Here is an 18,933-nt window from a genome sequence, read left to right as displayed (position 1 = left end):
TTAAATATCATTAATTGTTACATAATGGTAAATATCTGTCGGACGGTTGGATGACACATCAGACGGATTAAATACATATAACACTTCCCCTAAACTTATAAACTGCGGATCAATTTGAACCTCAACCAACACCACATCGTTTGGTGCGTTGATGATTGATTTTTCATCTGGCGATACAATCCGTCGCACAGCCCCAATAATACGTCGATCGATAATTGATTGCGCGAACTTTTCTGTACCAATTAACGCATTTTCAATCCAATTTTGGTGCGTCGCCTGACTGGTTTCAGCAGATTTTTTCATTCCCAATATTATTGTTTTTGAATGCCAGATAGTGGGTAAAGTTAAACCAAAATATCCACGCTTCTTTTGGAACGTGCGCGTTTGAACTTTATCATACATCTTATCAAGAATTTTCGTAACATAATCTATAGTGATCTTGAAGGGTTCATAGATATTGTTATGATCATAGATATTAAAGATGGGGGGATGAGAAAGATTTAATCTTAATCTGGAAATTTTAGAGGCTAACTCTACCAATGCAAGATACAGGTTAAACGGATGAATTCCCTCCGCAGAAACAATCGTTTCAAACGGCATTAGCGCCTCAATTAAAGTATGCAGTATTGCTTGAGTATGCTGATTGGTTGGATTATCGCTTGCCGCATCATATCGTTCCAAACTGTATAAAATTTTAGTTCGGATTTCCAACGCCAAATCTTCAAGAGCCTTTTTTAAAGGTTCTTTTTTAGGCAAGGTTAAATACGGAGGAACATAAGTGGTTAACACATACTGTCCACCCACTTTAGCGATTTCTGCCATTTGAAAACTGACAAATTTACTTGAAGGCGTTTGCCCCACAATTAAATACAAATTAGGTGCAAGTCGCGGCACACGGGTTGGATCCCCAAACGAACCGTTTTCATCCATCACCACATCGCCCGCTGTTGAAATATATCTGGGAACATTACCCGCTGCGGATGGCTCACCGGGCGCATATGCTGGCAAGGCTAAATAAATTGAGCATGTGTCCTGGTGTTTAAAATCAATTTCGCCCAATGGAATTTCCAATTTGGGCAATTGATCATTTTCTTCATATTGAATTACCGCACCATCTGGCATGATTCCAGAAATTTTCTGAAGTCTAAAGACTCCCTTGCTTAATGCAAGCGCGTCAATCTGAAGTTCGCCGACACCCCAATGATAAGGTCCAGAGTTCAACACATGAAAACTGAAAAGACTTTGATAACGATGATCGTTTAATTGAAAGTGCTGAGGCGCCAAAGGCATTCCCTCATGCCACTGAATAGGATCCGTTTTAAATCTATAATCTTTTATCACAACACAACCTTATCTATTACATTCCTGGTAAACCAGGGATACCAATTTTTTCTTCTAATGCCTCAAGCCCCTCGCCCATCAGATCTGGGGTTACCAAGCTCATTCCGTCTTTAGAAAATTTTACCATAACATGTTGACCCGATGGAATGCGAATTCTATTATTACCTTTTGGCTGTTGCAAGTTTGCAAAGAAATACCCCCCAACATACTTACTGCCAGGATCTATTTTTAATTTTAGCTCAGGCATTTTTTTACTGGGGATAACCGAAAACTTAAATATCTTATACATTCCGTGATAATTCTGAGCAAACACATTTGATTTGTCCGCCTTGAAGTATTGGTCCGCCGTCATCTGAGATAAGTCTTGAGCCATTTGAATATTTTTAGTTAACACCACGTGAAACGCAAATGCCCTTGATTTATTTGCTTCCTTTTCTGAAACCAAAAGTAGTCGCTGTAGCTGTATATCTTGTTTTAATGCAATGAGCCCAGGAGGTATCATCTCTCCCGAGAGCAAGTCATTAACTTTATCGCATCCGCTAATAAACAACAAACTTAGGCTAAGTATTCCCTTAATCAGCCACGTCGTTTTTATCTGCTGCAGCCAACGGCGCATCATCAATTGTTTCACTGTCATTTTCCTTATTATTATTTTTTTCCGATGAAACGTGAGGGGTGTTTTCTTCTTGAGCCGAAGCGGTATCACCCGCTTTATTTATAGACGGCTCTGCCAAGTCTGCTGCGGTTGCGACCGATTCAATATTTTCTGTCGCTGTACGCACATCTTGTTTTATCTTTTTTCTAGCTGGAATAATTGGTTTTTTAGTTGGAACGATTGAATTCGTTTGTCCAGCAGCCATCGAAACCGATAAGTTTCCAACAGCATACCCAACACAAAACGTTGCCAAAATAACCATCACAAAAAACACAACCGATACAAACAATGTTTTTTTAGATAACTGAATATTTATAGATCCGGAATACGTCAATCCATATCCGCGGCTTGATTCTTGGCGTGACGCATAATGCTGTCGTTCTGATTTTCGAACAACAACGTCCTCTGCATTTTGAAATTGAGGATCTGATCGATCACTAAAATTTTTACTAGCCTGCCCCGTTAAAAACTCTGGCAACGGCTCGGTTGATGTTCTTTCCCTTTGATTATTCAAGGCTCCCCAAGACATTTTATTTCCTGCAACTTAAATCCTAACCTTTATATTAGATATATTTTTTACAAAAAGCCAGTCTTTTCACTATTTGAGAAGAGCTAGGAATAACAGTTGCTTTTGGTTTCTTATGTAATATCCTGTACTTGTCAAAAACATAACGAGGTTACCATGGTATTATTTAGTTCTATTAATTACTTGGGCGTTTTCGGGGCTGCAATTGTTGGAATGATTATCGGATTTGTATGGTATTCAGACCTTTTGTTTGTAAAAAAATGGATGGCACTATCAAAAATTAATCCCAAACAACTTGAAGATAGCAACATGGCGCTGAGCGCAAGCATGGGATTTGTTGTAACGCTTACACTGTCGTTCTGCTTAGCCGTTGTTTATCATTATTTTGGGTCTGTTGAAGCTGCGTTAACAGCGCTAGAGTTTATTATTTTCTTTGTGGCGGTCGAATCGGCGGGTGCATTAATTTGGGAAAAGATTCCACTTACCCTATATTTAATTCAAATGGGTCACAAAGTTGTTTCATGGGTTGCGATCTTGTTAACCTATGTAGCAATAACTAATGTGACGCCTTAGGCTCAGAAAAATGAGGAGGCATCGTGCCGCCAGGGATCATCTCTGGATCCATTAGGCAGCATGATGCTGGCAACGTGCCGTTGCATCCGTTAGGTTAGATTGGGGAAATTAAATCCGTGTCAGAGCGGATTGAATCTAATCTATTGGGTGCACCCTCAGGCTGCAAATTGAAGTTTTCTAGCTGCTGGTCTCGCGCGGGCGATGGGGCCCTCCCATCATCATTACTCAGTGCGTGTCCTCCCCCCGCCACCACAACGCAATACAATTGGTATTTTTCAAAAAATCGTTTTGAAAAATTTACGCGTCATCCCAGGGATACCATCCCTTTTCAAACTAGGACATGTTTCGCACAGCGCTGTGCTAATCCATATCCAAAATCGCCATTGCGTATCAGATGCACCCACAATCAAGTGGGATCTGAGTTTACTAAAAGCCTACCATCTTCAAAGTATCAGAGACTGATTAACAAATTATGAATAAACAAAAGATTTTTTACAACCTGAGGTTGTATCCCATAGATAATAAAATTTGGAAAAAAATTAAAATCCGTGTCAGAGCGCATTGGATCTAACCTAAAGAGTGCAATCATGCTGCCTAACGGATGCAACGGCACGTTGCCAGCGTGACGCTGATAACGAAATTCTTTTGTTTAAATTTGCCTAATATGATAGGTTAAGGTGCATATTAAGAAGCTTATACATCATCATGGCCAAAGTTAAACACGGATTACCCACAAAAGACGACGTTCTGAAATTTATTCGCTCCGCATCTCACGATCTAAGTAAGCGCGAGGTCGCAAAAGCCTTTAATATCAAAGGAGACTTGAGAGAGCCCTTCAAAGTATTATTGAAAGAAATTGAGACAGACGGTCTTTGGAAAAAGAATACACGTCGGGATAAAAAATCAGATTATAAAGTTGCCAAGCAGATTGAGACAATCTCTGGTCGGAAAAAAACAGTTATTAAGTGTCGGGTCGCTGAAATTTTGAGCCCTACTGATTATCTGTTGGTGCCGAAAGAGCTGAGCGATTTTGATGATCCGATTATTCTTACATTTTCTACGTTTCCTTTGCAGCTGGGTCAGACCTTGATGGCGCTGATTCACCGCACTAAAACTGGTGGATTTGTTGCAAAAGCAGTTAAAGTTTTTACCGAGAACAACGCAGGTTATTCCATTGGTGTTTTCCAACCCAGGAAAAATGGAGGGTATGTATACCCCGTATCCAAAAAACAGAAAAAAGAGTTTTACATAGCTGCCTATCACACGTTAAAAGCGGCAGAAGGTGATATCGTAAAAGTAGAAATACTGGATCAAGATTCGACTGGCAATCAAGCAAAAGTATTGGCTATTTTGGGGAATGTCTATCAACCCAAAGGTTTAAGCTTAATTTCAATTCTTCAACATGATTTACCCAATGAATTTGACCATGACGCTGTGTTAGAGGCTGAAAAAGGAACGGTTCCTTTGCTTGGAAATCGTGAAGATTTGCGTGATTATGATTTGGTTACCATTGACGGTGAAGATGCCCGAGACTTTGACGATGCCGTATTTGCTGAACCCCATGAAAATGGTTGGCATATTATCGTCGCAATTGCCGATGTTGCACATTATGTAAAACCGAATTCTGCCCTGGACAAAGAAGCATTTGCCCGTGGAAATTCTGTATATTTTCCAGACAGAGTTTTGCCCATGCTTCCCGAAAAATTATCGAACGATTTGTGCTCTTTGCGTCCCGACCAAGATCGCGCCTGTATGGCAGTTCATATCCTGTTGGACAACCAAGGAAAACTTATTCAATACAAATTTGTTCGCGGCTTGATGCGATCGAAAGCACGCCTAACATATAATGAAGCTCAAAACATTTTAGACGGCACCTTAAACAGTCCATTGCATGCTGCGATTAAGAATATGTATGCTGTATATGAAGTGTTGCTGGAAAATCGCCACAAACGCGGCGCCCTGGATATTGATTTACCCGAACATCAAGTCATGCTGGATAAGCAAGGCAACCTAGAAGAGATCCGAATCCGCAGCCGTCTAGACAGCCACAAGCTGATCGAAGAGTTTATGATTCTGGCCAATATTTGCGCAGCAAAGGCGTTAGAATCAAAACAGATGCCCTGTCTTTACCGCATTCATGACACCCCAACAGAATCACGCGTTCAATCATTGCGAGACTTTTTAACGTTTATTAAATTAATCGATAAGCAAAAACATTTAGTAACTCCCGGTGATTTTAACCATGTAATTCACCAGGTCAAAGACACTCCTCAGCAGATTATGGTAAGCGAAATGGTATTGCGATCTCAACAACAAGCGCAATATTCTCCATCAAATCATGGACACTTTGGGCTGGGGCTAACGCATTATGCGCACTTCACTTCTCCAATCCGACGCTATGCCGATTTGATCGTGCATCGCAGCCTTATTAAGGCGTTTGATTTAGGTGATGGTGCTTTAACCGATGATCAAGGTTCAAACCTAACGTCTATCGCAAACCATATTACAGAACGTGAAAAAGAAGCAGAAACAGCCGAACGCGAAGTCATCAGCCGTTATCTAAGTTTGTATATGTTGGAAACAGAACAAGTTCATTTTACTGGCAGAATTACCAGCGTTACATCATTTGGTATATTTGTGCAAGTCGATGAAACCGGCATCACCGGTATGGTGCCCATATCATCCATGCCAGATTTCTTTATCTATAACGAATCTGCCCATGAATTAAAAGGACGATCATCCGGAACAGTGTATAAACTAGGCGACCGCGTTGACGTTGAACTGCAAGATGTAAATGTTCTCACCGGACAAATTGCGTTTCATTTGCGCACCAAACGTTCATCCGGCCCACAAAAACAACCCACTGTTTCTGTCGGTCCAACATCAAAACCAAAAAAGAGACGCTAATGGACTTGCGGCGTTTCTTTTATCGGTTCTGGCCAATTATTGTTGGGTTATCCATTTTCGTATACTTTGCTTATCACGGGTTTAGCGGTGAACGCGGTGTTCTGAAATATTGGACCATTCAACATGAACTGGATGAAAAAGAATTTGAATTATTAGAACTACAAACGCAACGTCAGAAATTAGAAGAAAAAATCAAACGCCTGAATCCCAAAAGCATCGACATAGACTTTTTAGAAGAACAAGCCATGAAAGTTCTGAATTTTTTCCACGAAGATCATATTGTTGTCATTAAGAAAACGCTAGACGAAGATACCGTCGATAAAGAATACCCCTGAGGGTGGGAAGACCTGGTTGCACCCCTTTGTGCAATCCCAGGTCGGGTGGGCAATGAAACGTCATCCGAGCCTAGTGAGGATGCCTATTTTCAAACTTTCTTACTCGCCAATCCCCACATGGTTATCAATTAACCATTGCTCAATCTCGGCTCTGTTTGGTAATTTAGATAATTCAGCCTGAAGCACTTCTTTGGCGGCTTCGTATTGCTTGCGCATTGCTCTTAGTTGATTAGACGAAATCTTACCCATTAATGCAGCCTGTTCAGCTTTCTGCAAATTTTCATGCGCCTGGTTTTCAAGACGATCCAGTTTCACAAGTCGATGCTGTTGCTCATCACTTAACAGAGCCTTCGCAAATGGTGCTGTCATTAATAGCGCTGTCATTAATACAAATACTGTGTTTTTCATGGTGCGACCCTTTATTCATTTCCTATGTCTAGTATAGGGACAATATTGTCTAAGTCAAAAGTTTTTCGATAATTTTTTTGTAATGTGTTGGTTTTTCTTCAAAACCCAAGACCCATCGGTATATCTTATCTTCAGACTCATCGATAAGTTGCTCTAAAATGGCAAGTTCATCTGAAGATAGCTCAGACAATTGGTCTGCCACACGTCCAAAAAATATATCCAGTTCTTTTATACCGCGATAGTGTAAACGATACGTTAATTTTTTTAAACTATTCGTTAACATTTGTCACTCATTTTGTGCCATCTAATGACTTAATGAATGGTATCGTAATGTTGCGCTTCAGCTCCATAGACTGTTGATTTAACAGCTGAATGTTATAGTGAATATCCGTTAAACTTCTCGACATATGTGCTAGCATATATTCAACAACTTCGTCGGCAACGTTAATTTGCAAATCTAGAAATACTTTTCGTATGATGGCACGACACAAGTCATCATCGGGTTGTGGCAATTCAATCACAGCCAAAGATCGAAATCTGGAATTTAAATCAGGCAGCCCCATATCATACTGACCCGGCGCCTTGCCAGACAGGTAAACGACATTACAGTCATTTTCCAACGTCAAATTATAAAAGTGAAACAACAATGCAGGCTGCTGAACCAAATGAATATCATCGACAACATAGGTTTCTTTCGGCTTAATCGTCTCTAATACGTTTGCATCAATCTCCGCAGCATTAATAAAAACACCGTGCGTTAAATCCCTTAAAATATGCCCAAGATGCGTTTTGCCATGCCCTACGGGTCCAACGATAACATAGTACTTAAACGACCATTCTGGCCAAAGCTCTACCAAGCGATAGGCCGCCTTATTACTTTGACTGACAAAATAACTATACGACGTAAAATCTGGCTCTTGTATCAGCGGCAGCGTATATTGCTTAGGGCTTTGATCCATAAGATCTCCGCTGTTTTGCGTGCTCATGATACAAAGAGTGCATTTTATTTCTGTATTGTTGCAACGCATATCGCACCACGACACCAATTGCTCCCGCCACCGGTGTTGCAACTAAAATACCCGCGAATCCAAAAAGATACCCGCCTAAAAATAAGGCAAACATGATCCACAACGGATGAAGTCTAATGCTTTTTCCAACAATATTTGGGCTTAATACAACGCCTTCCAAAAACTGTCCAAATGCAAAAACGATGGTTACGGCTCCAAATAATGCAAGCGAGCCCCCCTCTCCAAACATCCACGATGATGTTTGTAAAACTGCAATTGCGCCCGACGTCGCAAATCCAAGAATTGCGCCTACGTACGGAATAAAAGCAAACAGTCCCGCCAAGCTGCCGATTAGCCCGCCAAAATCAAGACCAAGTATGTGCAACGCCAGGCTATAATATCCCATTAAAATCAAACACACTAACGCTTGCCCGCGTGCAAAGCTGGCCAACGTTTGGTCTATCTTTTGTGTCTGCTGGATAAATACTTTTTTATTTTGAGGCGGTATATAATGCCTGACTGTATCTAAAAGCTTTTGCCAATCTTTCATCAAGTAAAAAGTTAAAACAGGCACAATCAATATTAACGTGACATAGTGAATGATCGTCAACCCACCTTCAAATGCTGATTGAGTTTTCCCAAGCAACCAAGAAACCAGATCTCTGGATATGGCTTGAACTCCCTCTTGAATCTGCATCGAATATTCTGCAGGAACCTGGTCATTAAGAACAACCATCATCTGCTGAATTACTGTTTGTAAATTACTGATGTATCCCGGAACTTGCTTGATTAGCTTTGTTAATTGCGCATACAAAATAGGTGCCGTATACACAAAAAATATAACAACAATCGCAAACATCGCAAGGGTCACCCACAGCGCCCCCAACCATCTTGGCAACTTAATACGCTCAAGATATCCAACCACCGGTTGAAATACATACGCGATACCACCCGCGATTAAAAACGGCATAGTAATAGAACTGAAAGAATATAAAAACCCAAAGCCAAGGACGACAACGACGGGGAAAATAAACCGATTTAACATGCTATATCCTATATGATGAGGGACAGAGCGCACGATGAAACGTCTGCCATAATACAACTCCATCTGCAATCATATAGTTCATCATTAAGATAAACAAGCATATAAAAGCCCCCGCAAAAAAGTAAACCAACCCATATCCCTCTAACCGCTGCAGCCCTTGTCGAATATACCCAACGCCCGAAATTAATAACGTCAGTGTATTTATATACACCAATACATAGGCGCCCATAAGAATGATGGAGTTTTGAAGCGAAAATGCCTGCATAACCAAAAAAGCAACGACAACGATGCTTTGAATAAATGTATTAATTTTACTGATGAACAATGGCTTTATTTCAACAGAAACTCTGTAATATTTTAATACTCCAATTCCCAAGACAATGGTTAAATCTCTATAAATTGATAATACAATCAACCATACCGGAATAATATTTAAATACCCCAACGTCAGAAAAGTTCCTAAAAACAGCAACTTATCCGCAAGCGGATCTAAATATGCTCCCAATTTTGATCGTGTTTTTGTATACCGCGCAATGAACCCATCCAACGCATCTGATATTGCAGCCACCACGAAAAATATTAGTGCATAAAGGGGTTTATTCATCAACAATGTCGCAACAACAAACGGTACACAGACAATGCGCCCAAATGTGATCCAGTTCGGCAACGTTAATAGCTTAGATGATAGCGTTGATTTTGACATCCATTATCCTTTAGGCTTTGCCTCATACGCATAAGGGTTTGCAACATCTTGAGATATTTCAAAATTATACCCACGTTCTTTAAAGAATTTCAACAGGTCTTCTAACGTATACAACGTTTTGACTCGCAAGACAGAATAATTTCTAGAAAGCTCAACCGGTTGAATTTCTTGAGCCATCCCAGACTCATTTAACACTTTGATATATGCGCAATATTCATCCGATGTTTTTGTTGGAACCTTCAAATACACAAGGTTGTGATTTTGATTTCCACCAAATTGAGCCTTAACAAAATCTTGAATATTTTCTATAGAAATTTTAAGCAACTTTTTTAGTAGGTCTTGCTTTGAGACCTCAGCAGCAACCTCTGTTAAGTTGTGTGAGCGAATCATGTTATTTTTTTTAATACCCTTAGCATCATATTCTTGAAAATCCACCTGAACATTTATTTTGCGCCCCTGAATTGAAATACTGACATAGGGAACCACCACTGCAGATACTTGATAACGCGCAGCAACCGCAGCTATTTTTTCCGATGCCCCAATCAAAGCATCTTCTGCATCCAACAACTGCATATCATTCAAATCACCATTAGGCACAACAAAGGTCATTAATGCTTGATTGAATGAATGCCCACGCCACAGATCCATCCAGATGTTTTCTTTTTCAAACAAATACGTTTTTGCTCCATCCGAAAGCAGAGGAAGCACCACGATAGATTTATGAACAGGTACCACAAATTGCACAGATTTGTTTCTAAAAAATTCTTCTATTCGCTGTTTATTAAATTCAAACGAAACCATTGCCTTATAACTTTGAGGCCCCATTTGTTCGTTCATAATTTGCATACTGTCGATCAAAAATTCAACAGTTTGATCATCTGTGTTTTCAAAACGATCCATGTCTTTTTTATCAACCAATTTTTGAACCATCGCCTGAAATGCTTGCTTTCTAGCATCTTTTAATGCAGCGTCTTTTGCAACCGAGGAAGAAGCCCCATTGTTTTGTACCTGAATGTTTTGAATAGAATATGCTCCACCAAAAACTATTGAAGCGTTAATCGTCATTAAACACAAAGCAACTACATACAAAAATAAACGTTTATTCATCTTCATTTTTTCCTAAACTTTCTGGTAAATCCTCAATGGCTTCAGATACTTTTTGTGATCCCTTTAAAGAGATATCGCTAAAAAAGTTTTCCATTTATCTTTCCAAAGGTTCAATCTGTCCGCAGAAATAGATTGAATTAATCGCATCATAACTGCATCCGTAATAGGAATTAGTTTTGATTCCTTTAAAATAGTTGGAGCATTTTCACCGCTTTTTAAAAGAAACTTATGGGCGCCCACTGCAATAATAGAGATCAACAAGAATCCTCTGATCGCCCCGAACAAGAACCCCAAAATTTTATCCGCGCCACCAATAATGCTGCCTTTTACCGCATCAGAAAAACTGTACGTGATTGACGTCAACACAATCAAGGCAACCAGAAATACGACAAGCCCCGATATGATTTCTTTCAGAAATTCGTTACTAACAACCATACCAACTAATGGCACTGGCAATACATACAAGAAATAGGCGATAACTGCTGCCAACGCCCAGCTGAAAATGCCTAAAATTTCACGCGTAATTCCCCGCCAAAAACCAATAATGGAAGATAGCAAAACCAATATAAGGATAATAATATCTATTGTATTCATGAGTCTCTTTTCTGTCGAACATTAAAAAATCGCATCATATCTGAAAGGTGCTTAACAGCAATAATACTAATATTGTGTTTGTTTTCAGATAGCTTTGATGTGGCTGGAATAATTGCTTGTTTAAACCCTAGCTTAGCCGCCTCTTTCAATCGAACCTCGATTTGCTTAACGGGTCGAATTTCGCCGCCCAGCCCAATTTCACCAATGATAACTGTGTCTTCGGGTAAGGGTGTATTCGTAAACGATGACAACAAACACGCAGCGACCGCTAGATCTGCCGCAGGTTCTGTGATTTTCAAACCCCCGGCAATGTTTAAATATACATCCCGATTGCTCATTTGAATAGAACACCGCGTTTCCAGAACCGCTAATATCATGGACAATCTTCCTGCGTCCCATCCTACAACGGTACGCCGTGGACTTGCAAGTGGAGATGGCGCCACCAACCCCTGAATTTCACACAATAAGGGTCTGGATCCTTCTAACCCTGCAAAAACTGAAACACCACTGAGTTCTGAAGATCGATTTTCTAGAAATAAAGATGAGGGATTTGTTACCTCTTGTAATCCTTCTTCCCGCATTTCAAATACACCAATTTCGTCAGCTGCACCAAATCGGTTTTTCACCGACCGTAAAATTCGAAACTGATGTCCACGATCACCTTCAAAGTAAAACACAGCATCCACCATGTGCTCTAAGACTCTGGGACCTGCGATCATGCCTTCTTTTGTGACATGCCCCACCAAGATGATGACCAAATCACGTGATTTTGCAACCCGAACAAGTTCCGCCGTACACCCACGCACCTGCGTCACCGTACCCGGCGCCGATTCAACATTATCGATGTACATCGTCTGTATCGAGTCCACAACAGCCACCTTTGGGCCATTTACAACGTCTAAGGTTGATAAAATATCCCGAACGTTTGATGATGCCGCCAACATGACTTGGCTTTCAGATAACCCCAATCGTTTTGCCCGCATGCGAATCTGATCCACCGCTTCTTCACCCGATACATACGCAACCGATAAATCTGATGACAGCGCCGCACTGACTTGCAATAACAATGTCGATTTTCCAATGCCGGGATCTCCCCCGATCAATACAATCGACCCCGGAACCAAACCACCCCCACATACGCGATCGAATTCTTCAATCGATGATACGTATCGCGGAAATGATTTCATGGGACCATTTAAAGCAACCAAATCCAATCCGCTGCTTTTTCCAGGTTTCATCCCCTTAGGAATTGGCGCAGACTCAACCTCTTCAACAATCGTGTTCCACTCACCACAGGCTTCACACTTTCCAACCCAGCGGGGATACACACTGCCGCACGCTTGACATGCAAATGTTTTATGTGTCTTAGCCATTAGTTTTCAAACGTTTGTTGATGAATAAACTGCTGTACAAAATGATTATCGGATTTTGCAATTTCTTTCAATGTGCCCTCCCAGATAATTTTCCCATCATTCAACATTCCGACTCGATCCGCCACCGTATGAACCGTGGACATATCATGCGTAATCGTAAATGTCGTAATATTAAGCTCATCATGACATTTACGAATCAACTGATTAATCAAATTGGCCGTTACGGGATCTAAACCCGCCGTCGGTTCGTCAAACAATAAAATTTCAGGTTCCATAATAATAGCCCGTGCAATCGCAACACGCTTTTGCATCCCACCTGACAATTCATTTGGACGTTGTTCACCAACGGCTGCATTCATACCAACCAGCTCTAACTTTTCAATGGCTAGTTTTTTAGCCAACGGTGCTGGCACCCCTTGCCCCTGAATTAAACCAAACGCAACATTTTCCCAGATTTTCATGCTGTCGAATAGCGCCCCACCCTGAAACACAATCGCGAACTTCTTTAAGAATTGATTGCGCTTTTTTCCAGTTAACTTTGAGGTCTCTCCGCCATCAACAATAATAGATCCCCTATCAATCGGCAATAACCCCAACATACATTTCAGCAATACGGATTTACCAACACCCGAAGGACCAATGACAACAAAAGATTCTTTGTCATGCACGTTTAAATCCAAACCATTTAGAATGATCTTCTTTCCAAATGATTTGTGCAAATTGCGTAATTGAATTTTAATGTTCGCGTTTGTTTTCATGTGCAGCCTAAAATAACAAGACGGTTAAAATATAGTTTAAAATAAATATACTGATCGACGCTAAAACAACCGATTTTGTTGCAGCAATACCCACACCTTCAGCCCCTCGAAGTGCAGTATACCCAGAATAACATCCAATCGTCGATATCGCCGCACCAAAGAATAACGACTTGAACAGCCCAGAAAATACATCTGAAAAATACAAAAATTGAAATGTCTGTGTTATGTAATAACTTTCGTTAAAATCTAAATAAAGCGTGCTGATCAAATATCCACCATACACGCCGATCGTATCTGCCACAACCACCAACAATGGCAAGCTAATAACGGATGCTAAAATCCTGGGAGCAATCAGATAATGATAGGGATCCGTGTGCAGTGTCCGCATCGCATCGATTTGATCGGTCACGTTCATTGTTCCAACCTCCGCCGCCATCGCAGCCCCAACCCGTCCCGCAATCATCAACCCCGTTAATACAGGTCCAAGCTCCCGCACGATTGACAACACAATAACTGTTGGCACCGCACCCGTAGCCCCAAATCTAGAAAATCCTGTATACGTTTGCAACGCCAAGACAATACCCGTAAATACCGCTGTTAGGGTAACTATTGGCAACGACAAGAATCCCACACGATACAATTGATGAATCGTTTCCTTTATATAAAAAGGTCGAGTAAACGTTGCTTTCAAACTCTCAAGTAAAAACAACGCGATTTGCCCAATCACTCCCATTGCAAGAATAAAACGACGCCCAATTGCACCAAACATTTTAGCCTCAAACTAACTTAGATATAAATAATAATAGCGCTTTTCATTACAAAATGAAACGTCCGTTTGCCAATTGCAATTCTTTTTGACGGCTTGCCCCTTTGCAAGCCGCGGGTGGGAAGACCTGGTTGCGCCCCTTTGTGCAATCCAGGTCGGGTGGGCGATAAAAGTCTCCGGAGCATCTTGCGAAGGAGTCTATTTAGAAAATGTCTTAGCCTGGCAAATAATGTCGGATATACCGATTGCCCAACGAAATTGGAACCTCATGAGGCACAAAATCAGTGCCCGTCACCAAATCTGCCACACGGATATGCTCTCCGATCATTTCAACCCAAGCGCCCTCGTATAAATAGTCTTCAGGTACATGGCTAACATCCACCACACAAAAATCCATAGATATCCGCCCAGCCAAATACGCTTTATAAGGACCAATATATACATATGTTTTATAGTTGTGCAAAAACCGATGATACCCATCAGCATAACCAATCGATAGTGTTGCCAGCCGCCCCGCTTTTTCAACCACATAATTAGCGCCATACCCAACGGTGTCACCCGGCACAGAATCTCTTAGCTGTACAATTCTGCTGTACACATGCAAGCAATTCGTTAATTGAATCGCTGGCGTATCGTAACAGAACCCATACAACCCATACCCCAGTCGCGCCATATCGTGATTCGCTGACGAGTCAGTCTTCATCAATGTTGATGCTGCCAAACTTCGTTTAACCCCGGGAAACGCTTCTGCAAACCGCTGAAATGTGTCCTTTTGTTTTGTGTTCATGGGGTGATCCGGAACCTCACTGCATGCCAAATGACTCATCACATAGTGTAAATCAAGACTAGATAAAATGTGTTGATTACCCATCAACCACTCAACCTCTTTTGCTGTCAAACCAGTGCGACTCATCCCCGTATCAAAATGAATCACCGCCGGTAATTTCACCTGCTTTTCCCCAGCAAACTTATTCCAACGTTCAATTTGTTCAACCGTATTTAATACCGGAACCAACTGATGTTCAAAAAACACATCAATCGTATCAGCAAAAATCCCATAAAGAACATACACTACAACACCAGGCATCGCCTTTTTTAAAGCAATTCCCTCGTCGATCGTTGCAACAAAAAACTCTTTTGCCCCAACGTTGGCTAAGGCTTCGCAAACTGGAATCATGCCTAATCCATAAGCATTCGCTTTTACGACAGGGGCAATGGTTGTTGGCGCAATATGTTTTTCAAAGGTTTGATAATTCTTTTGCACCGCCGCCAGATCAACAATCATAGCGCCCGTTTCTTGCGGGGAAACTTTTACAGAAAATGGCAGCTCAGATTTTTTATTCTGCAACTTATTATAAACCATCGTTTGATTTTGCATTTAATAGACTTCCTGATAAGTTTGATCAAGGTTAGAAAACCGCGTAAAGCGTCCATCGAAATGTAAGCGAACCGTCCCCACTGGACCATGACGTTGCTTACCAATAATCACCTCTGCCGTACTGGCAACCTTTTGTAAACGATCCGTCCATTCGTTGTACTTCTTAACATCTTCAATATTAGGCTCTTTTCGTGCCAGATAATATTCCTCACGATACACGAACAACACAACGTCAGCGTCTTGCTCAATCGATCCAGATTCTCGCAAGTCTGAAAGCTGCGGCCTCTTATCATCGCGTTGCTCTACCGCACGAGACAACTGTGACAGCGCAATAATCGGAACGCTTAATTCTTTTGCAATCGCCTTTAGTGATCGTGAAATTTCCGAAATTTCATTCACACGGTTGTCGCCGCCATGGCGCCCCGTGGTAAGCAATTGTAAATAGTCAATAATGATAAAGCCAATATTATGCTGACGCTTTAATCGTCGCGCGCGCGATCGTAACGACGATACCGACAACGCTGGCGTATCATCAATAAATAAATTCATATTTTCAAGTTCGCGACTTACCTCAATAAATCGTTCAAAGCTAGCGCTGGTTAATTCGCCGCGTCGAATTTTTTCTGACGATACTTGCGATTCCGCCGCAAGCAATCGTGTTGCCAACTGTTCTGCGGACATTTCTAATGAAAAGAACAAAACACCAGCACCTTCAACACGTTTTTCCAAATGTGCTTTTGCCGAGTTAAAGGCAATAGTCGTCGCCAATGCAGTTTTACCCATAGAGGGTCGCCCTGCCAAAATAACCAAATCGGAATTGTGAAACCCACCCAAATAATCATCCACGCTTTTTAAGCCAGACGTCACACCCACAATTTTGCGATCACTTTGGAATGCTTTTTTCGCAGTGTTAATCGCTTCTGTTAATGCTGCCTTAAAGGGCAGCGCCGCACGTTGTGAATCTTGTTGAGTCGCAAGATAAAATAATTTCTGCTCAATGTCAGTGATTTGCTCATCCGTCGTCTTTTCTGTATCAATACGACGCGCCTCAACAACAACCTCCGACCCCAACGCAATTAATTGCCTACGCAAAGACAAGTCATAAATAATGCGTCCGTAATGTTCAACATCAATGATTTGATGCGCATTCGTCGCAAGGCTAACCAAATATGAACTAATCTGTTCCGCATCTGGATGTTGCGTAAAATATCCCTTTAAGGTAATAGGGTCGGCAACATGACCACGTTCAACATATCGCTGTATGGCCGTATAAATTTGTTGGTGTACTGGATTAACAAAATGATCGGGTTTTAGAAATTCTGACGTCTTTTCAAATGGAGCATTGTTATACAACAACGTTCCAAGCAAAAGCTGCTCAGCCTCAGGATTATAGGGTACGGAATTTTCTTGACCTTCTGCTGTTGTCACAGCAAATGTCTGCTTAAGATCAACAACGGACGACATAAAGACTCCTTAACTTAGATGGGGAGCTTTCGCTCCCCCATGAAACAATTATGCAGTTTCTTCAGATGTTTCAGCGTCAGCTGATTCAACAGCTTTTTCTGATCCATATGATTTACCAGCAATTTTATTTGCAGTTTGTAATTGTGCGTGAGCTTCTTCAACGCTGAGTGCAACGTTAATGCGAACATTCACAACAACATCAGAATGCAATTGAACAGTTGCAGGGTGCAATCCCAATTCTTTAATTACTTTAGGAATTGTGATTTGTTGACGAACTACTGCGAATTCATCTTTTACAAGACCTGCCGCCACATCACGAGTTGTTACTGATCCATATAATTGACCACTATCGCCCGCTTGACGAACAACAATAACAACTTTGCCTTCTAGTTTTGCAGCAACTTTTTCTGCTTCAACTTTTTTAGCGCCATGATCAGCTTCAATACGTGCACGATCAGCTTCAAATTTCTTCTTTGCTTCTGCAGTCGCACGCAATGCTTTACCTTGGGGTAACAAAAAGTTACGCGCAAAGCCTGTTTTTACAGTGACGATATCGCCAATGTTGCCTAATTTATGAACGCGTTCGGTTAAAATGATTTCCATAGCTTTTTCTCCTTAGTCCACAACATACGGCATGATTGCCAAATAACGAGCACGCTTAATAGCCAACGCTAATTCGCGTTGCTTCTTTGCAGAAACAGAGCTAATACGGCTTGGCACCATACGACCACGCTCTGAAACAAAGCGTTGCAAAATGCGTGGGTCACGATAATCAATCGCAATAGCCCTTGGACCAGAAAATGGGCATGACTTTTTGCGGTGAAAAAAACTTGGTTTTTGAGGTACAGACATTATGCCACAACTCCTTCTTGAGCTTCTTCTTTTGCTACAACAGCAACACGACGAGATTCTTTATATCCCTTTGTTTGAGACAAAGGAGACGGACCTTTTACGAATTCTTTCATTCGCAACGTCAAGAAACGCAACATGTCTTCGTGCAGCCCCATTTGACGCTCCATTTCAACGATAGCATCTGGAGAAGCCTCAAAGTGCATCTCAACATAATGACCCTTGCGGTTCTTTTTAATTTTGTAGGCTAACTGGCGCAAACCGCAATATTCAACTTTGTGAATAGTGCCGTTGTATTCTTTGATAATGCCAGTAAATTGTTCGGACATGTTCTCAACTTGAGATTGAGGAATGTCCTGACGTGCAACATAAATGCACTCATATTTATTCATCATATAACTCCTTATGGTTGATAGTCTTTATGACCACAGCTGTTCTCGCGTATGAAAACAGCAAGGATAAAGCAAGCGATATATCGCCATCGATCGTTTATCGCCATTTTTCAAAAAAAAGTCAAGAGAATTAGCTCTTGACCTCCAATTCCTCTGTTATGGTTTGCTTGCGCACCGGCACAAACCCCCACGTGCCACCGTGAAGCGTAATGTGCCCCGACACTAAAGCAAGATAAACAAAAAAGCTTATTATGCTCCATAGAGAAGAAAACACCTCCAAAACAACACCAAACACGCTCCCTAAAAAAACGATCCTTAGTATGCCAACTAGCCCCATAACACACAAACATATCAACACCAATAAAGTCATGGCTAGAAAGGGTTTCCAATAAAGCCAGCTAAAGAATTGCAACTGTTGCGGAGGATTGAAAAAGTGTCGATCAAATGACTTATATTTTTTCTTAAATAAAACATAAAAATCTATGCTCAGCATGATCAAGAGCGCTGGAATATAAAGAGCCCCCAGCAAAACCAAAGACCACCCACTATCAAAAGAAAGCGGCATCTTTAATGCACCAGAAACCACAGACACAGCCCCCGCCACAATTGCTAAGGAAATGGTTAAAAAGTATCCCACCAGGAGCGAACGCCACCACTGTGCCCAACCAACGCAAAAAGACCACTTAGCCTTTTCCCAGGTAAACATATCTTTTGTACATCGAAACGGCACACCAAAAATTGAAAATTGCATT

At 41.2% G+C, this 18,933-nt stretch carries 21 protein-coding genes and 1 pseudogene; 3 read left to right on the top strand and 19 right to left on the bottom strand.

From position 1 onward, the window contains the following. From tssK to CPBP_RS04670, 3 genes are read right to left on the bottom strand one after another with little or no spacing between them, the layout of a single operon-like run. A complete protein-coding gene (gene tssK, locus CPBP_RS04680) occupies positions 1 to 1,341 on the bottom strand; it encodes a type VI secretion system baseplate subunit TssK (protein WP_350331707.1) in 1,341 nt (446 codons plus the stop codon). A 16-nt stretch (positions 1,342 to 1,357) separates the two neighbouring features. Then, positions 1,358 to 1,978 (bottom strand): hypothetical protein, encoded by a 621-nt coding sequence (locus CPBP_RS04675; RefSeq protein ID WP_350331706.1) that lies wholly within the window; start codon positions 1,976 to 1,978, stop codon positions 1,358 to 1,360. Then, on the bottom strand, positions 1,914 to 2,525 hold the full coding sequence (locus tag CPBP_RS04670; protein ID WP_350331705.1) for a hypothetical protein: 612 nt from the start codon (positions 2,523 to 2,525) through the stop codon (positions 1,914 to 1,916). Before CPBP_RS04670 ends, CPBP_RS04675 begins: the two co-directional genes overlap by 65 nt. Before the next feature lie 153 nt (positions 2,526 to 2,678). Between CPBP_RS04670 and CPBP_RS04665 the strand changes: the two genes are divergently transcribed. From CPBP_RS04665 to CPBP_RS04655, 3 genes are all read left to right on the top strand, one after another. Further along, entirely contained in the window at positions 2,679 to 3,095 is a 417-nt protein-coding gene (locus CPBP_RS04665) for a DUF1761 domain-containing protein (RefSeq protein WP_350331704.1), read from the top strand. A 705-nt stretch (positions 3,096 to 3,800) separates the two neighbouring features. Then, positions 3,801 to 6,002, top strand: coding sequence for a ribonuclease R (rnr, locus tag CPBP_RS04660; RefSeq protein ID WP_350331703.1), 2,202 nt, complete (start codon positions 3,801 to 3,803; stop codon positions 6,000 to 6,002). Then, a complete protein-coding gene (locus CPBP_RS04655) occupies positions 6,002 to 6,337 on the top strand; it encodes an FtsB family cell division protein (RefSeq protein ID WP_350331702.1) in 336 nt (111 codons plus the stop codon). The genes rnr and CPBP_RS04655 overlap by 1 nt, the downstream gene beginning before the upstream one ends. A 99-nt stretch (positions 6,338 to 6,436) precedes the next feature. On the opposite strand, the gene CPBP_RS04650 is transcribed toward CPBP_RS04655, so the two are convergent. The 16 genes and pseudogenes from CPBP_RS04650 to CPBP_RS04575 form a co-directional block, all read right to left on the bottom strand. Then, positions 6,437 to 6,745 carry a hypothetical protein gene (locus tag CPBP_RS04650; RefSeq protein WP_350331701.1) on the bottom strand — a complete coding sequence of 103 codons (309 nt, stop codon included), beginning with the start codon at positions 6,743 to 6,745 and terminating at the stop codon, positions 6,437 to 6,439. A gap of 49 nt (positions 6,746 to 6,794) precedes the next feature. Continuing rightward, positions 6,795 to 7,028: a succinate dehydrogenase assembly factor 2 gene (locus CPBP_RS04645; RefSeq protein WP_350331700.1), complete on the bottom strand. Its 234-nt coding sequence runs from the start codon at positions 7,026 to 7,028 to the stop codon at positions 6,795 to 6,797. A gap of 7 nt (positions 7,029 to 7,035) precedes the next feature. Further along, positions 7,036 to 7,704 (bottom strand): HdaA/DnaA family protein, encoded by a 669-nt coding sequence (locus tag CPBP_RS04640; RefSeq protein WP_350331699.1) that lies wholly within the window; start codon positions 7,702 to 7,704, stop codon positions 7,036 to 7,038. Further along, positions 7,688 to 8,797 (bottom strand): AI-2E family transporter, encoded by a 1,110-nt coding sequence (locus tag CPBP_RS04635; RefSeq protein WP_350331698.1) that lies wholly within the window; start codon positions 8,795 to 8,797, stop codon positions 7,688 to 7,690. Before CPBP_RS04635 ends, CPBP_RS04640 begins: the two co-directional genes overlap by 17 nt. Position 8,798: 1 nt before the next feature. Next, on the bottom strand, positions 8,799 to 9,500 hold the full coding sequence (locus tag CPBP_RS04630; RefSeq protein WP_350331697.1) for a CDP-alcohol phosphatidyltransferase family protein: 702 nt from the start codon (positions 9,498 to 9,500) through the stop codon (positions 8,799 to 8,801). A 3-nt stretch (positions 9,501 to 9,503) separates the two neighbouring features. Continuing rightward, complete coding sequence (locus tag CPBP_RS04625; protein WP_350331696.1) at positions 9,504 to 10,607, bottom strand: DUF2066 domain-containing protein; 1,104 nt, start codon at positions 10,605 to 10,607, stop codon at positions 9,504 to 9,506. Between the two features lie 63 nt (positions 10,608 to 10,670). Then, positions 10,671 to 11,201 carry a CvpA family protein gene (locus tag CPBP_RS04620; RefSeq protein WP_350331695.1) on the bottom strand — a complete coding sequence of 177 codons (531 nt, stop codon included), beginning with the start codon at positions 11,199 to 11,201 and terminating at the stop codon, positions 10,671 to 10,673. Further along, positions 11,198 to 12,574 (bottom strand): DNA repair protein RadA, encoded by a 1,377-nt coding sequence (gene radA / locus CPBP_RS04615; RefSeq protein WP_350331694.1) that lies wholly within the window; start codon positions 12,572 to 12,574, stop codon positions 11,198 to 11,200. Before radA ends, CPBP_RS04620 begins: the two co-directional genes overlap by 4 nt. Further along, complete coding sequence (locus tag CPBP_RS04610; protein WP_350331693.1) at positions 12,574 to 13,332, bottom strand: ABC transporter ATP-binding protein; 759 nt, start codon at positions 13,330 to 13,332, stop codon at positions 12,574 to 12,576. Before CPBP_RS04610 ends, radA begins: the two co-directional genes overlap by 1 nt. Before the next feature lie 7 nt (positions 13,333 to 13,339). Continuing rightward, positions 13,340 to 14,101 carry an MlaE family ABC transporter permease gene (locus CPBP_RS04605; RefSeq protein WP_350331692.1) on the bottom strand — a complete coding sequence of 254 codons (762 nt, stop codon included), beginning with the start codon at positions 14,099 to 14,101 and terminating at the stop codon, positions 13,340 to 13,342. Positions 14,102 to 14,312: 211 nt separating this feature from the next. Further along, on the bottom strand, positions 14,313 to 15,476 hold the full coding sequence (gene alr / locus CPBP_RS04600; RefSeq protein ID WP_350331691.1) for an alanine racemase: 1,164 nt from the start codon (positions 15,474 to 15,476) through the stop codon (positions 14,313 to 14,315). Then, on the bottom strand, positions 15,477 to 16,940 hold the full coding sequence (locus CPBP_RS04595; RefSeq protein WP_350331690.1) for a replicative DNA helicase: 1,464 nt from the start codon (positions 16,938 to 16,940) through the stop codon (positions 15,477 to 15,479). Between the two features lie 48 nt (positions 16,941 to 16,988). Further along, entirely contained in the window at positions 16,989 to 17,543 is a 555-nt protein-coding gene (gene rplI / locus CPBP_RS04590; protein ID WP_350331689.1) for a 50S ribosomal protein L9, read from the bottom strand. 12 nt (positions 17,544 to 17,555) lie between these two features. Continuing rightward, positions 17,556 to 17,762, bottom strand: a pseudogene (gene rpsR / locus CPBP_RS04585) (30S ribosomal protein S18); the annotation flags it as partial. 29 nt (positions 17,763 to 17,791) lie between these two features. Continuing rightward, positions 17,792 to 18,184 carry a 30S ribosomal protein S6 gene (gene rpsF, locus CPBP_RS04580; RefSeq protein WP_350331687.1) on the bottom strand — a complete coding sequence of 131 codons (393 nt, stop codon included), beginning with the start codon at positions 18,182 to 18,184 and terminating at the stop codon, positions 17,792 to 17,794. 127 nt (positions 18,185 to 18,311) lie between these two features. Continuing rightward, on the bottom strand, positions 18,312 to 18,932 hold the full coding sequence (locus tag CPBP_RS04575; RefSeq protein WP_350331686.1) for a hypothetical protein: 621 nt from the start codon (positions 18,930 to 18,932) through the stop codon (positions 18,312 to 18,314). Position 18,933 lies beyond the last annotated feature (1 nt).

It is taken from the genome of Candidatus Bodocaedibacter vickermanii (genome assembly GCF_014896945.1).
Taxonomy (GTDB): Bacteria; Pseudomonadota; Alphaproteobacteria; order UBA6184; family UBA6184; genus Bodonicaedibacter; species Bodonicaedibacter vickermanii.
The sequence above is the reverse complement of the archived record's forward strand: the minus strand, read 5'-3'. Positions and strand labels throughout refer to the sequence as shown.